The organism is Streptomyces sp. NPDC058401 (assembly GCF_042722885.1).
Taxonomy (GTDB): Bacteria; Actinomycetota; Actinomycetes; order Streptomycetales; family Streptomycetaceae; genus Streptomyces.
On record NZ_JBHXKA010000107.1, the window covers coordinates 14,450 to 28,370 of the forward strand.

Consider the following 13,921-nt stretch of genomic DNA (forward strand, 5'->3'; position numbering starts at 1 on the left):
TCCGCCAGTGCGGGAGACCGCCATTACCCCTCCGTCTTCACCCGTATGCGAATGAGGGCCACGTCGTCGTTGCGCATGCGGGACCTGTCGCGCTCGCTCTGGACCCACTCGGCAAAGATCTCGTCACCGAGGTCGGCGAGCATTCCGAGCTGCTTGCCGCTTCCGCCCGATTCGACTTCAGAGCGTGAGAGTAGCCATGCGGCCAGCGCGTCGGTCGTCAGTAGCAGCTCGTCGCCCGCCCGCAGTTCACCTGCCGCGGTCGATGCGCGGTCGGTGATCAGTGCGGCATCCCGGTTGCGGCTGCCGAGCAGCTGAGGGGTGACGCCGAAGCCGCCGCCGTCCGCGATGGGGAACGAGGTGATCAGCCGGCCCTCGCGAAGGTGGAAGAGGCAACTGTCGCCGAGAGCGAAGGCGCGCCAGGTCCAGCGCCGCGCAGCCTCACGGTCTTCCGGATCCGATGATGCTGCTCGGATGTGGACGGCCACAAGCGTGGCGAAGGCCCCTTTGTCCAGACCCGGTTGCTCGTACCAGGTGATGGGCCGGCCGCGGGCCGCCCGCTCCGCCTGGTACTCCGCGATGTAGCCGTCCCACTGGTTGACGGTGCGATCCAGGAGATCCTCGACGAAGGACTCGGACCGGCTGTCCTCCCCGTCGCCTCCCCGGCCGTCGGCAGCCGCCATCGACGCGACGGCGCCGTGTACCAGCTGTCTGGCCCACGTCCCGGCGAGCAGGCTCTCGGACGCCCCGTCTGACACAGCAGCGAAGAGTGAACTCGCGTCGGGTGACAGAGAGACGTCAAGGGCGTCCTCACACTCCTCCGGCGAGCTGCCCGTCTTGGGTACGAGGAAGCGCTGGACGTCGAGGGGCGTCGAGTGCGCGCCCACGCTGCTCAGCGCAGTTCCGTGGCGCGCGTACCGATGTCGAGGAACTCGACGATCGAGGTGATGTCAGCGTTGTAGACGAAACCGCGGGTGGCTTCGCTGACCCGGTGCCCCTGCGAAGCGGCGTAGGAGCGCATGTGACTGGGCAGCACGCTCGACATGTGGAAGAGCAACCGGGAGTAGGTGTCCGGGAGTTCGCCCTCGCCGTCGGGGAACGTGACGGGAGTCCCGCCGGCACCGGACACGTGCAGGTTGAAGAGGAGTACCGACCCGTCGGCCGTGGCGTGCGAGGCGAGCCCGATGGCTGCACTCGTGGGATCGCCGTCAGTGGACTCGCCGTCGGTCAGGTTGAGGACGATGGGCGGGAAACCGCCCGGGTGCTCGTCGACCCAGCGGGCGACCAGGGAGTCGGCGTAGCCGAGGGCGCGAGTCATCGGGGTGCCGCCGCTGGTGACCGGGTCCATCCAGACGGGGAACTGTACGGTCGTCTCGACGAGGCCACCGGCACCGTCCGGCACCTTCTTCGTACGGCTCTCCAGGCGGGCGGGGTTGTTCGCGATCTCGCTCAGCGGTACGAGGTCACGCCCGGCGAGTGAGCCGGTGAAGGCAGAGCCGACCTGGGTGTGGCCGTAGCCGATCACCGCGACGTGGAAGTAGTCGCGGACGCCCTCTTCCTTTGCGCACTTGACCGACAGTTCGGTCAGCAGCCGGTTGATGGCGTCGGATACGACCTGGGCGCGCTGTTGGACCATCTCGCCACTGCCGATGGGATCGCTCATCGAAGCGGACTGGTCCACGAGGAAGATGAAGCAGCCGGGATTGGTGCGGCTGATTTCGGCGGTGTACGGCATCTCGGCGACCCGGCTCCTCTTGCGCGACGGGGGGCTGAGCGCCGCGACATCGGACGCGTGAGAACCTGACCCCCCAGGGAAGTCGATCGTAGCGGCACCGTGCCGCTCAGTGAGCGGAATTGGAGGGGAGGGATCGGCCGCGGTTCCCTGCCTCTCGAACAGCGCGACGATCATCCTGACCCGTCAATCGCCGGGTCGGTGCGAAGCGCGCACGCCGGCTGTTCCGTCGTCCAGCGTGCCGGACGAGCTGAGACAGTAGGCTGAACTCAGCGGGATCGGGCCCGCCCGCATAGCGTCCGGGAGGTGCGTCATGACTGCCGAGATGGTAGCCCCTGCGTGGATGCACGAGCAGATCACGGCGGAGCAGTACAACTCCTGGTCCGAGGAGCAGTGTGCGGGGATCGAGATCGTGGACGGGATGGTCGTTGTGAGTCCCAGCGCGTCCAAGCGTCACAATCGGCTGGCTCGGATCCTGGCGAATGCGCTGGAGGCTGCTGCGGGGCCGGACTGGAACGCCGACACGGACTTTGATGTCCGCCTTCAGGACGTCCCACTCACCAATCGCCGTCCGGATGTCGTTGTGTATCGCGCGGACACGATCGACATCACGCCCACCCGCCCGGAACACGTGCTGTTGGTGGCCGAGGTCGTCTCACCGGGGTCGGAGACCACCGACCGAATTGTGAAGGTCGACCAGTACGCCAAATCCGGCATTGCCTTCTATTGGCGGATCGAGCAGGCCGCAACCGGTGTGCCCCTGATGTACACCTATGTTCTCGACCCCGCGACCAGGGCCTACCGAGACGGGGACGTGTTCACCGGTCTCGTCAAGGTTTCGGCTCCCTTCCCGCTAGAGGTCGACCTCGGCCAGATCTGATCCACCCTGGGTGCCACCGAGGATGAGCCCGTCGTCGCCCTCCGCGGGAGGTCCGACTCGCGTGAGCGCTGCGTGAGCGGACGGGGTGGCACAGGGGGGATTGGGCAGCATGTGGAGGCTGGGCCGCACTTTGCTGACCTGGGGGAACAGGACTCTGTGGCACGGCCTGGCACCGGTTGGGATGATCTTATCGGGCCTCGTAATGCGTAGGTCTCGGGTTCGAATCCCGAAGGCGGCTCGGATTAGCCCCAGGACTCACTCGCCGTGACCTGGGGCTTTTTCATGCCCTCAGGCTGATCGGGTGGGGTGAGCGGTGCGTCGTTTCGACAGGTGGGACCGGCGGGCCCAGCCGGCCAGGGCGCCTGCGGTGAGCGAGGTGGTGATCGCGCCCCAGTCGATGACGTGGGGGAGGCTCGGGAAGAAGGCGAAGAACGCCAGGGATGCTGCCGTGGCGACCAGGAACGGGGTCAGGCCGGCTCGGCGGAGCCTGGCTTCCCAGACAGTGTCCGGGGTGCGTTGTCGCGCATCGGGTGGATCTCGCACTCGGTGTGCGTTTGGCCTCGGGGCGGGGGGACTTTCGTGGTGACACCTCCGACTTGGTGGTCGAAGCCGGTGGCGGGTGTCGAGCCGATGGTGCCTGCGTGTGCATCGGTGGGTGGGAAGACGGCCAGGGCGGCCGATGTGGCGAGGGCGGGTGGCGATGATCCGGGCGGCCAAGTGCTTGCCCATCACGGTCCCTTCACGCGGAGTGGGGCTGTCGGGAGGGAAGGTCCGTCGTCGGCTCGGAGTTCTGCGCCGAGAAGCACTCCACTACGAAGTGTCTGACGGGGTGTGCTGTCAGGGGTGGTGGGTGGGGAGGCGGGAGGCCGGGAGGAGGGAGAGGGCGAGGAGCGCGGCTGCCAGGGCGTATGTGGTGCGGAAGCCCGGTGGGGTCGTGCCTGTTGTGGTCAGGGTGACGGAGAGGAGGGCCGTGCCCACCGAGGCGCCTATCTGGGAGTTGATGCTGAGGAGGGTGCTCGCCGCGGTCATCCGGGATCTGGGGAGGTCGCGGCTCGCGGTGGTCATCGTCGGCATCAGGACCATGCCGGCGCCGATGCCCATGACGACCGATGCGGCGACGAAGCGCCAGGGCGCGGCCTCCGGGGATCCGGTCTGGAGGGCGGTCAGGGCCATGCCCAGGGCGGCCACCGCGATGCCGGCCCGGATCAGGCGGCGCGGGGAGACCTTGTCCACGCGGCGCGAGGCGATCTGCATGACCACTCCGACGGTGAGGCCGGCCGGGGCGCCCAGCAGGCCGGCGGCCGTGGCGGTCATGCCGCGGCCCTGCTGCCAGTACATCGGTCCGAGCAGCATGGAGCCGAAGTAGCCGCAGGTGAAGAGGGTGAGCGTGGCGATTGCGGCCCGGAAGGTGCGGTCGCCCAGCAGCCTCAGGTCGAGCAGCGGCTCACGGGCCGTCAGGGCCCTGCGGGCGAAGGCGGCCACGAGGACGGCCCCGGCGAGGGTGGGGAACAGGGCGTCGGGTGCGGTGAAGGTGCCGCCCTCGCCGCCGCGGGCCAGGCCGTAGAGGAGCAGGGCGAGGCCGGGGGAGAGCATCAGCAGGCCGGGTACGTCCAGCCGGGGCGCGGCCGACGGGTCGCTCGGGGCGTCGGAGCGCAGGAGTTTCGCGGCGAGGAGCAGGGCCACCGCTCCGACGGGCAGGTTGACCAGGAAGATCCACTGCCAGGACGCGGAGTCGACCAGCCAGCCGCCCAGCACCGGGCCGGCCACCGGGCCGACGATGATGGGCAGTCCGAGCAGGGCCATGACCCGCCCGAGCCGGGCCGGGTCGGCCGTGCGCATCACCATGGCCATGCCGACGGGCATGAGCAGGCCGCCGCCGAGGCCCTGTACCGCGCGGAAGGCGATCAGGCTCCCGGCGCTCCAGGCGCACGCGGCGAGCAGCGATCCGAGCGAGAACAGGGTGAGGGCGCCCAGGTAGGTGCGTTTGGCGCCGAAGCGGCCCATCGCCCAGGCCGAGGCCGGGATGACGGCGGCGAGCGCGAGGGTGTAGGCGCTGGCGGCCCACTGGATGGTCGCCAGGGGTGCGTGGAAGGCCTCGGAGAGGCGGTGCAGGGCGACGTTGACGATCGTCATGTCGAGCACCGACATGACCGAGCCGACGATGACCACGCCCGCGGTGCGCCGCAGGAGCAGTGCGTCGGAGGGAGGGGCGGGGGTGAGGGGGTGGGCGGTGGGCGTCGGGGTGGGCGTGGGCGTGGACGTGGGAGTGGGGGTGGGGCCGGCGGGTTCCTGGGTCGTAGGCATCCTCGTGCCGCCCTCAGCCCTGGTACGGGTGGCTCGCGCGGGCGGCGCGCAGTGCGCGGCCCCACCAGGCCAGCTGGCCGATCATGCCCTTGACCGCGCCCTCGGCCACGGCGGTGTCGCGCGGAACGCCGTCCGGGCCGAGCCCGGACCACGGCCCGTGCAGGCTGACGGAGTCGCGCACCGTCACGGCGTGCAGCTCGGCGAAGATCAGCCGGAGCTGCTCGACGGCGCGCAGGCCGCCGCCGAGGCCGCCGTAGGAGACGAAGCCGGCCGGCTTGGCGTGCCATTCCTCGCGGTGCCAGTCGATGAGGTTCTTCAGCACGGCCGGGAAGCTGTGGTTGTACTCGGGGGTGACGATGACGAAGGCTTCGGCGGCGGCCAGCCGCGGGCTCACCTCCGCGAGGGCGGCGGCCGCCTGCGGGCTCGGGGAACCGCCCCAGCCGGGCATGGCCAGCGGCAGGTCGACGTCGGCGAGGTCGATGAGGTCGAGGTCCAGGCCGCCGACGGCGTTCGCGGCGCCGAGGAACCAGTCGGCGACGGCGGGGCCCTGGCGGCCCTCGCGGACGCTGCCGAGGATGACGGCGACGCGCAGCGGCGCACCCTCGGGAGCGGAGGTGGAGGTGGAGGTGGGAGTGGGAGTGGGAGTGGGAGTGGAAGCGGTGGCGGGCATGGCAGGTCCCCTCGTCGGTGGGGCGGTCGCCCGGTGCGGCCGCTCCTCCGGTAAAGTACAACGTGCGTTGTAAAAAGTGCAACGGTCGTTGTACTTCTCGTGTGGAGGTCAAGTGAGCACCGGAACCAATGCCAAGAAGCTGGAGAAGCGGATCGCCATCGCGAGCGCGTCCTGCGGGGTCTTCGGCCGCGAGGGCTACGCCCGCGCTTCGGTCGACGCCCTCGCCGCCGCGGCCGGCGTCTCGACGCGCACGCTCTACAACCACTTCCCGGGCGGCAAGGCGATGCTCTTCGCCACCGTCGTCACCTGGACCTCGGGCCAGGTGCGCGACGCCCAGATCGCCCAGATCGAAGCCGTCCTGAACCCCGAACGCCCGCCCCGCCCCGAGGACCTGGAGCGGGACCTGGTCGCCTTCGCCCACCGGGTCATCGGGCTCATGACCGACTACGCCGATCACTTCGCGCTCGTCCGCCACATCCACGCCGAGGCCGACCACGTGCCGCCGGAGGTGCTGGAGGCCTGGGCGAACGCCGGTCCCGGCCCGGTGTCCCGTGCCCTCGCGGAGGCGATGGCGGGCCTCGACGCCGCCGGGCTGATCGACGTACGCGGCGACGCGATGCTGGCGGGCGCCCACTTCATGGCGCTGACCTCGCACTCCATCGTGCAGCTCTCGCACTACGGGGTCCTGCCGCTGCCCCGGGAGCAGACCGACCACCTGATCACGGGCGGCGTGGCCACCTTCCTCCGCGCCTACCGAGCGAGTTGAGCCGCACACGTACCGGGATGCCCGGTCGCCCGGTCCCCCCGCCGGGGCTACGTTGGAGGGGTGAGCACGACACGGTTGCGCAGGGCGGCTGTGGGGGCGGCCGCAGTGGGGCTCCTGATGGTGCCCGTGGGGGCCGGGGTCGGGTACGCCGTGGACGTGCCGACACCACCGGCGGCGAGCAGTCCAGCCGCATCCGATGCATTTCCGCAGCTCAGCCCCGCCGTGGCGCGGCAGTTGGACGACGCCATCCGGAAGGTGATGGACGAGGCCAAGGTGCCCGGGGTGCAAGTGGCCCTGTCGGCGCCGGGTAAGGGAGCGTACGTACGGGCCTTCGGCGTGGCCGACAAGGCCACCGGGGCGGCCATGACCGACGGCCTCAACATGCGGATCGGCAGCGAGACCAAGACCTTCACCGTGACCGCGATGCTGAAGCTGGTCGACGAGGGCAAGATCGGGCTGGACGACCCCATCGGGAAGTACATCGACGGCGTGCCGAACGGCGACCGGATCACGCTGCGCGAGCTGGCCGGCATGCGCAGCGGACTGTTCAACTACTCGGCCGACGAGGACTTCTTCAAGGCGCTGACCAGCGATCCAGAGCGGCCCTTCACCCCGCAGCAGCTGCTCGCCTACTCCTTCAAGCACCCGGTGCTCTTCGAGCCGAACGCGAAGTTCGACTACTGCAACACCAACCTGATCCTGATCGGGCTCGTCGTGGAGAAGATCAGCGGGCAGACGCTCGCCGACTACATCACCGAGAAAGTCATCGAGCCCGCCGGGCTGAAGAACACCCTCTTCCCGACCGGCGCCGAGTTCCCGGCCCCGCACGCCCAGGGCTACACGGACCAGACGGCCTCGGGGAAGGTCGAGGACGCCGCCGGCTGGAACCCCTCCTGGGGCTGGGCCGCCGGAGCGATGATCTCCGACCTCCCGGACCTGCGGCGCTGGGCCCAGGTGCTGGCCACCGGTGAGCTGCTCACCCCCGCGACCCAGGCCGAACGCCTCGACGTCGTCCCGGCCCTGCCGGGCACCGGCTACGGGCTGGGGATCTTCAACGTCCAGGGGTGGATCGGGCACAACGGCTCCATCCCCGGCTACCAGACCCTGGCCGTCTACGACGCGCAGTCCAAGGCCACCCTGGTCGTCCTGCTCAACACCGACATCTCCGCCGAGGGCGAGGAGCCGAGCACGCTGTTCGGCGAGGCGATCACCAAGATCGTCACCCCGCAGCACGTCTACACCCTCCCCGCCCAGCCCGTCACCGGGGACGAGAGCCACTGACCGCCGCTGTTCCTTCGGACGGGCCGGTCCCCTGCCGGTCCGGCCGTGGCGTGGGGCGGCGCCGGTGGATCGGGACCCCCCGCGCACAATGGAACCGGCGGCGCGGGAGTGGACGAGGAGAGCGATATGAACGGTCGGACGACGCAGGGCGAAGCCGTGGGGACGGGATCCACCGACAAGGGGGACAAGGTGGTCCTGCGCGAGGCGGGCGAGGCGGATCTGGACATCGCCGCCGAGCTCTTCCGCGGCTACCTGGAGTTCTACGAGGTGGAGGTCGAGGACCCGGAGCGCCCGCGGGCCTTCCTGGCGGAGCGGCTGGCGGGCGGGGACTCCTTCATCCTGCTCGCCGAGGTCCCGGGTGTGGGCACGGTCGGCTTCACGCAGGTCTACCCGATGTTCTCCTCGCTGGCGATGAAGCCGGCCTGGCTGCTGGGCGACCTGTACGTGGCCCCCGCCGGCCGCCGTACGGGCGCGGGGCGCGCGCTGCTGCGCGAGGTGCTGCGCCGGGCGCGGGAGGCCGGGGTCTCGGGCGTGCAGTTGGAGACGGCGTACGACAACCTCGTCGCGCAGGGCCTGTACGAGGCGGAGGGCTTCGTCCGCGAGGAGTTCCACATGTACTTCCACGACCTCGCGCAGGCCGCTCCTGAAGGAGTTTGAGATCGGCTGAAACATTCTCGGTCCTCGTCGCGTCATTGGGGTGAGACGGACGCGAGGGGGAGCGGATGGGGTACGGACGCAGAGATGGGTTCCGTGAGTTCGCGGAGGGCAGGTCGGCGTACTTATACCGGTCGGCCTGTCTGCTGACGAGCGGTGACACCCACCTCGCGGAGGATCTCGTACAGGAGACCCTCGGGCGGATGTATTTGCTCTGGGCGCGCATCGCCAGGATCGACAATCCGGCGGCGTACGCCCAAACCGTTCTGGTACGTGCCTTCCTGACGCACCAGCGCCGCCGGTCGGCGGGGGAGCGTCCGGTCGGGGAGTTCCCCGACGCGGGCGCACCGGCCGGTGGCGATCCCGCGCTGCGGCTGACGCTGCTGGAGGCGCTGGGGCGGCTGGCGCCGAAGGACCGGGCGGTCCTGGTGCTGCGGTACTGGGAGGACCGCAGCGTCGAGGAGACCGCTGACGCGATGAACGTCAGCTCGGCGGCCGTACGGACCCGCAGCTCGCGTGCGCTGATCCGGCTGCGGGAGCAACTGGGCGGCTCGCTAGCGGAGTTCGCGGGGCGCTGAGCCCTGTGTCCTGCGCGCTGTGTCCGGTGCCCTGTGCCCGCTCGTGTGCACACCGTTTCCGCTTTTCTCATCCCATGATCCCTGTGAACGGAAGGTCTGATTCCGCATGCCCTTTGAAGATGAGCTCGGTGATGCCCTCCGGCGTACGGGTGACGGTTTCACCTCCGCGGGCCACGACCTCGTGGACGCCGGGGAGCGGCGCGGCCGCCGGATGGTCGCCCGTCGCCGAGCCGCCATGGCCGGCGGCTCGGCCCTCGCCCTGGCCCTGATCGGCAGCGCCGGGGCCTACGTGAACGGGATGTTCGGGCCCGGCGGCGACGGGGGCCGGGCGAACGTGGCGTCCTCGCAGGAGCCGACCGCACCGCGGCCGTCGGTCGCGAAGCGGGGGCCCAGCCGCGTCGGAACCGGCGCCGTCTCCGCCGAGCAGCTGACCGGGGTGCTCAAGCAGCTCCTGCCGCAGGGCACGCTCAGCAACACCACGGCCCGGGGAACGGGACACGATCTGGGCCCGATGGTGAGCTCGGTGTTCGATGACGGCGAAGGGAAGAGCAGCCTCGGCTTCAGCCTCAGCCGGGTCGACCCGCAGGGCCCCGGGGCGGACGACATGCTCTCGTGCCCCACGCCGGCCCAGGTGAAGTTCGACAGCTGCACCTCGGAGACGCTCGCGGACGGTTCGCGGCTGCACCTCTTCAAGGGCTACGTGTTCGGCGACCACCGGGCTGACGTCAAGTCCTGGCGCGCCATCGTGGTGACCCCCCAGGGGTTCATGGTGGACGCCCACGAGGAGAACGCGGCGGAAGAGAAGGGCGCGCCCGTCAGCCGTCCGACGCCGCCGCTCACGCTCGCGCAGCTCCAGGCGCTCGTGACCTCCCCGCTGTGGCATCCGGCCCTGAACGACCTGCCGGCCGCCGGCCAGGCCGGGCAGGGTCCGCCCGCCCGCACGGGCCCGAAGGCGGTGGACATCCTGGCCGACCTGCTGAGCACGGGCGGCGTCCCGGTCGTGCGCCGGGAGGAGGACGGGGCCGACCTGGGCTACCTGATGCTCGACGACGGCAACGGCACCTCGATGGTCAGCCTCGAGATCCAGTCGGGGAACCCGGGGAACCCGGAGCGGCCGGGGGAGTGGGCGGAGCAGTTCGCCTCGGCCGAAACGCTGCCCGACGGAACGAAGCTCAAGACCTGGCAGGAACCGGGGAAGGGGCCCGGGATCGTCCGGTGGGGCGCCGAGGTGCTGCGGCCGAACGGGACCCGGGTGACCGTGTGCGCCTACAACGCCGAGACCCAGGCGTCGGCGGCGACCCGGAACGAGCCCGTGCTCACCCTGCAGCGGCTGAGGGAGCTCGTGACGAGCCCGAAGTGGGCCTCGGAGTACGGGCAGTAGGGGAGGCGGCCGGTTACAGCGAGCCCGTTCACTTCGCGTCCGCGTAGCACTCCACGACGGCCGTGGTGAACGGGAAGCGGACCGGGGTGTCGCCGAAGGTGAGGCGGCCGGCCAGGTCGCCCGCCGCGCGGATCGCCTCGGCCACGGCCGGAGCCTCCTCCTCGGGGCAGTGCACGATGACCTCGTCGTGCTGGAAGAAGACCAGCTCGGCCCGCATCCCCGCCTCCGCGAGGGACCGGCGCAGGGCCGCGAGCAGGAGCAGCGCCCAGTCCGCGGCGCTGCCCTGCACGACGAAGTTGCGGGTGAAGCGGCCGCGGGCCCGGGCGTCGGTGGAGGCGTAGCTCGGCACCCAGCCGTCGGGGGCCTCCTCGGCCTCCTCCGGATCGGCCGCCGGGGGGCAGGTCCGGCCCAGCCAGGTCCGTACGAGCCGCCCCTCCTCGCCCGCCTTCGCGGCGTCGTCCACGTAGGCCACGGCCCGGGGGAAGCGGCGGCGCAGGGCGGCCAGGTTCTTCAGGCCGTCCCCGGAGGTCTGCCCGTACACCGCGCCGAGCACGGCGATCTTCGCCATGTCGCGGTCGCCGGAGAAGCCCTGGCGGGAGATGGAGGTGTACAGGTCCTCGGGGCGGCCGGCCACCTCCATGAAGGCGGGGTCGCGGGAGATCGCGGCGAGCACCCGGGGCTCCATCTGGTCGGCGTCGGCCACGACGAGCCGCCAGCCGGGGTCGGCGACGACGGCCCGGCGGATCACCTTGGGGATCTGCAGGGCGCCGCCGCCGTTGGTGACCCAGCGGCCGGTGTAGGTGCCGCCGGGGATGAACTCGGGGCGGAAGCGGCCGTCGTGGACCCAGTCCGCGAGCCAGGACCAGCCGTGGGCGGTGTAGATCCGGTACAGCTTCTTGAACGCGAGCAGGGGCTCCACGGCCGGGTGCTCCAGGTCCTGGATCTCCCAGCGCCGGGTGGACTTGAGCTTGATCCCGGCCTCCGCGAAGGCCTTGATGACATCGGCGGGCAGCTCGGGCCGCACCCGCCGGCCGAACGCCGCCGAGACCTCGTCGGCCAGCTCCGCGAGCCGGCGGGGCTGGCCGCGGCCCGCGTACCGCTCGCCGAGCAGCTCGGTGAGCAGGGCCCGGTGGACGTCGGCCCGCCAGGGCAGGCCCGCACGGTTCATCTCGGCGGCCACGAGGAAGGCCGCCGACTCGGAGGCCACGAGCAGCCGCATCCGGTCGGGGTGGGCGGTGGCGTCCAGCCGTTTCGCCTGGTCGGCGTGGACGGCGACGAGGGCGTCGAGCGGGACGGGCGCCGGCTGGGGGTCGAAGAGCGAGTGCTGGCTGCCGGGCTCCGCCGCCCGCTGCGGGGGATCGGGCGGTACGGGTGCGTTCGTGAGGCGGGCCCAGGCGGCGGCCGCCGAACGGGGCTCCCCGAGACGGCCCTCGTGGGCGAGCAGGAGCAGCTCGGCGTCCTCGATGTCGTGGCAGCGCTCGACGCGGGCGCCGGCGGCGAGCAGGCGGGGGTACACGGCGGGGGTGGACCGCCAGACCCAGCGGGTGCCGGCGGGGGCCGCGCGGATCGCCTCGGCGGGGTCGGTGGTGGTGACCCGGGCTCCGCCCGTGGGGCCGTCCAGGGGGGCGGCGTGCCACCTGCCGTCGCCGTCCTCGGCGAGGGCCCACCGGGGGGTGTGCTCGCTCACGAGTTCTCGCTCATGAGTGCGAGTGTCCCACCGGGGTCTGACAGGGCCGGTGCGCGGCGCGCTGGCACAGGTGTGCGCCGCTGCGCGGGGCGCCGAGTCCCCTACCCGCCCTTCGCCCGTTCCCCGGGCTCTGCCCGGACCCCTCCTGGGGCTCCGCCCCGGACCCCGGTCCCCAAGCGCCGGACGGCTGGAAAACTCAGACACCGGCGGGGCCGGAATTGCTGCGGGCAGGGAGGGAGGACGGGGAGAAGGCGGAGCGGGGCGGCATGCCAAGCTGAAGGGGTGAGAGACATCGTCGATCGGGCCTGCGAGGCCGCGCTGTACAACCAGGACGACGCCGGGCTGGACGCCGGGGCGTCGGTGCTCGTCGCCGAGGGGGACCGGTGGGACGGGGTCGGGCAGGCGCTGCTCGCGCGCGGTGAGGAGTACGTGCGCCAGGCCTGGGAGCGCGGGTGGCGGCCCGCCGACGTGCTGCGGCTCGTACGCCGCGACCTGGAGCAGGCGCACCTGCGGATCGCCGGGGACCTGATCGCCGCCGAGGCCCGGCGCTACGCCCGGCTGCCCGAGCGGTGGACCGACGCCGAGGTGTGGTGGGAGGACGACACCGCGTACGGGGAGCGGCTGGTCCAGCGGGAGCGCACCGACCGGTTCAGCCTCGCCGGGACCGTGCTCGAGGTGTTCCGGCTGCTGATCCGGCTGCCGTCCATCGAACCGGTCGGGCCGCTCCCGGGAGACCCCGCCGACGTACTCGAACACGCGCACATCGAGCCCCGCATGCTCGGGCGGATCCGCGCACTGCTCGCGAAGGCCGAGGCGACCACCTTCCCGGAGGAGGCGGAGGCGCTCAGCGCCAAGGCGCAGGAGCTGATGGCCCGCCACACCGTGGACGCGGCCCTGCTCGCGGTGAAATCCGGCACGGCGCAGATACCCGGAGCCTGCCGGATCGGCGTCGAGGCCCCCTACGAGGAGGCCAAGGCGGTGCTCCTCGACGCGGTGGCCGGCGCGAACCGGTGCCGCTCCGTGTGGAACAGCGCCTACGAGTTCTCCACCGTCGTCGGCTTCGAGAGCGACCTGGAGGCGGTGGAGCTGCTCTACACCTCGCTGCTCGTCCAGGGCACCGCCGCCATGACCCGTGCGGAAGCCGGGCAGCGGGCGGGCGGGCGCAAGCGCACCAAGACCTTCCGGCAGTCCTTCCTCCTGGCCTACGCGAGCCGGCTCGGCCAGCGCCTCGCCGAGACGGCCGAGCACACGGTCGCCGACACCGTGGCCGAGGCCCCCGACAACCTGCCGGCGCTGGTCGCGCGGGACGTGGCCGTCAGCTCGCGGGCCGAGGAGATGTTCCCCCGGACCACGACGACCCGGCTGCGCGGGGCGACCGACCTCGCGGGGTGGGAGGACGGTACGGCGGCGGCGGATCGTGCGCACATGGCGGACGGGCGTCGGGCCTCCCTGCGGCAGTAGCCCCGGCGGCGGATCAGCGCTCGGTGGGTGTCGGGGCCGGGTCCTGGGCCTGGGCCTGGGCCTGGGCCGACGGGTCCTCTTCGCGCAGGGCGCGGGCCTCCGCCTTCAGGATGCGGGCGGACCTGCCCAGGCCGCGGGCCATCTCGGGCAGTTTCTTCGAGCCGAACAGCATCAGGCAGACGAGCACGACGATGGCGACGTGCCAGGGCTCCAGGCCGTTCCTGAGCATGGGTGCGTCCGCCTTTCGGTGAGTGCCGGCGGGGTGCCGTGCCGGGACGGTGCCGGAATCGGGCCGTCCGGCCGATGATCGGTGCTGGTTGCCTGCGGCGCCATAGATCGGGCCAAGCCTGAAGAACACCTGAAGCCCGGCCCGGCCCGGGGCGCGGCCCAGCGGCCCTGCGGGGCCGTCCCCTACCCGCCCTTCCACCGTTCCCCGGGCTGCGCCCGGACCCCTCGCCACGCGCGGCACCGTTCCCGGGGGCCAGCCCCCGGACCCCCGCTCCTCAAACGCCGGAGGGGCTGGATATGGC

At 71.8% G+C, this 13,921-nt stretch carries 13 protein-coding genes; 7 read left to right on the forward strand and 6 right to left on the reverse strand.

All coding sequences use genetic code 11. From position 1 onward, the window contains the following. Nucleotides 1–23: 23 nt before the first annotated feature. Together ACFWNV_RS29970 and ACFWNV_RS29975 are read right to left on the reverse strand one after the other, a co-directional pair. Nucleotides 24–884: a hypothetical protein gene (locus tag ACFWNV_RS29970; protein WP_383953083.1), complete on the reverse strand. Its 861-nt coding sequence runs from the start codon at nt 882–884 to the stop codon at nt 24–26. A gap of 5 nt (nt 885–889) precedes the next feature. Next, entirely contained in the window at nt 890–1,732 is an 843-nt protein-coding gene (locus tag ACFWNV_RS29975; protein ID WP_383953085.1) for a vWA domain-containing protein, read from the reverse strand. Between the two features lie 310 nt (nt 1,733–2,042). On the opposite strand from ACFWNV_RS29975, the gene ACFWNV_RS29980 reads away from it, so the two are divergent. Continuing rightward, a complete protein-coding gene (locus ACFWNV_RS29980; protein ID WP_383953087.1) occupies nt 2,043–2,609 on the forward strand; it encodes a Uma2 family endonuclease in 567 nt (188 codons plus the stop codon). A gap of 837 nt (nt 2,610–3,446) precedes the next feature. On the opposite strand, the gene ACFWNV_RS29985 is transcribed toward ACFWNV_RS29980, so the two are convergent. Together ACFWNV_RS29985 and ACFWNV_RS29990 are read right to left on the reverse strand one after the other, a co-directional pair. Beyond that, nucleotides 3,447–4,913 carry a DHA2 family efflux MFS transporter permease subunit gene (locus tag ACFWNV_RS29985; RefSeq protein ID WP_383953089.1) on the reverse strand — a complete coding sequence of 489 codons (1,467 nt, stop codon included), beginning with the start codon at nt 4,911–4,913 and terminating at the stop codon, nt 3,447–3,449. Between the two features lie 13 nt (nt 4,914–4,926). After that, the gene (locus ACFWNV_RS29990; protein ID WP_383953091.1) at nt 4,927–5,583 is read right to left on the reverse strand and encodes an NADPH-dependent FMN reductase; all 657 of its coding nucleotides are present in this window, start codon (nt 5,581–5,583) and stop codon (nt 4,927–4,929) included. A gap of 112 nt (nt 5,584–5,695) precedes the next feature. On the opposite strand from ACFWNV_RS29990, the gene ACFWNV_RS29995 reads away from it, so the two are divergent. The 5 genes from ACFWNV_RS29995 (at nt 5,696) to ACFWNV_RS30015 (ending at nt 10,243) form a co-directional block, all read left to right on the forward strand. Further along, complete coding sequence (locus ACFWNV_RS29995) at nt 5,696–6,349, forward strand: TetR/AcrR family transcriptional regulator (protein ID WP_383953093.1); 654 nt, start codon at nt 5,696–5,698, stop codon at nt 6,347–6,349. A gap of 117 nt (nt 6,350–6,466) precedes the next feature. After that, nucleotides 6,467–7,630, forward strand: coding sequence for a serine hydrolase domain-containing protein (locus ACFWNV_RS30000; protein WP_383953107.1), 1,164 nt, complete (start codon nt 6,467–6,469; stop codon nt 7,628–7,630). A gap of 126 nt (nt 7,631–7,756) precedes the next feature. Beyond that, nucleotides 7,757–8,287, forward strand: coding sequence for a GNAT family N-acetyltransferase (locus ACFWNV_RS30005; protein WP_383953095.1), 531 nt, complete (start codon nt 7,757–7,759; stop codon nt 8,285–8,287). Nucleotides 8,288–8,352: 65 nt separating this feature from the next. Beyond that, complete coding sequence (locus ACFWNV_RS30010; RefSeq protein WP_383953097.1) at nt 8,353–8,862, forward strand: SigE family RNA polymerase sigma factor; 510 nt, start codon at nt 8,353–8,355, stop codon at nt 8,860–8,862. Between the two features lie 106 nt (nt 8,863–8,968). Continuing rightward, nucleotides 8,969–10,243, forward strand: coding sequence for a hypothetical protein (locus tag ACFWNV_RS30015; RefSeq protein WP_383953099.1), 1,275 nt, complete (start codon nt 8,969–8,971; stop codon nt 10,241–10,243). A 28-nt stretch (nt 10,244–10,271) separates the two neighbouring features. On the opposite strand, the gene ACFWNV_RS30020 is transcribed toward ACFWNV_RS30015, so the two are convergent. Further along, nucleotides 10,272–11,930, reverse strand: a complete 1,659-nt coding sequence (locus tag ACFWNV_RS30020) for a bifunctional 3'-5' exonuclease/DNA polymerase (RefSeq protein WP_383953101.1) — start codon at nt 11,928–11,930, stop codon at nt 10,272–10,274. A gap of 282 nt (nt 11,931–12,212) precedes the next feature. Between ACFWNV_RS30020 and ACFWNV_RS30025 the strand changes: the two genes are divergently transcribed. Continuing rightward, the gene (locus ACFWNV_RS30025; RefSeq protein ID WP_383953103.1) at nt 12,213–13,391 is read left to right on the forward strand and encodes a DUF2786 domain-containing protein; all 1,179 of its coding nucleotides are present in this window, start codon (nt 12,213–12,215) and stop codon (nt 13,389–13,391) included. A gap of 13 nt (nt 13,392–13,404) precedes the next feature. On the opposite strand, the gene tatA is transcribed toward ACFWNV_RS30025, so the two are convergent. After that, nucleotides 13,405–13,620 carry a Sec-independent protein translocase subunit TatA gene (gene tatA / locus ACFWNV_RS30030; RefSeq protein WP_383953105.1) on the reverse strand — a complete coding sequence of 72 codons (216 nt, stop codon included), beginning with the start codon at nt 13,618–13,620 and terminating at the stop codon, nt 13,405–13,407. Between the last annotated feature and the right edge of the window lie 301 nt (nt 13,621–13,921).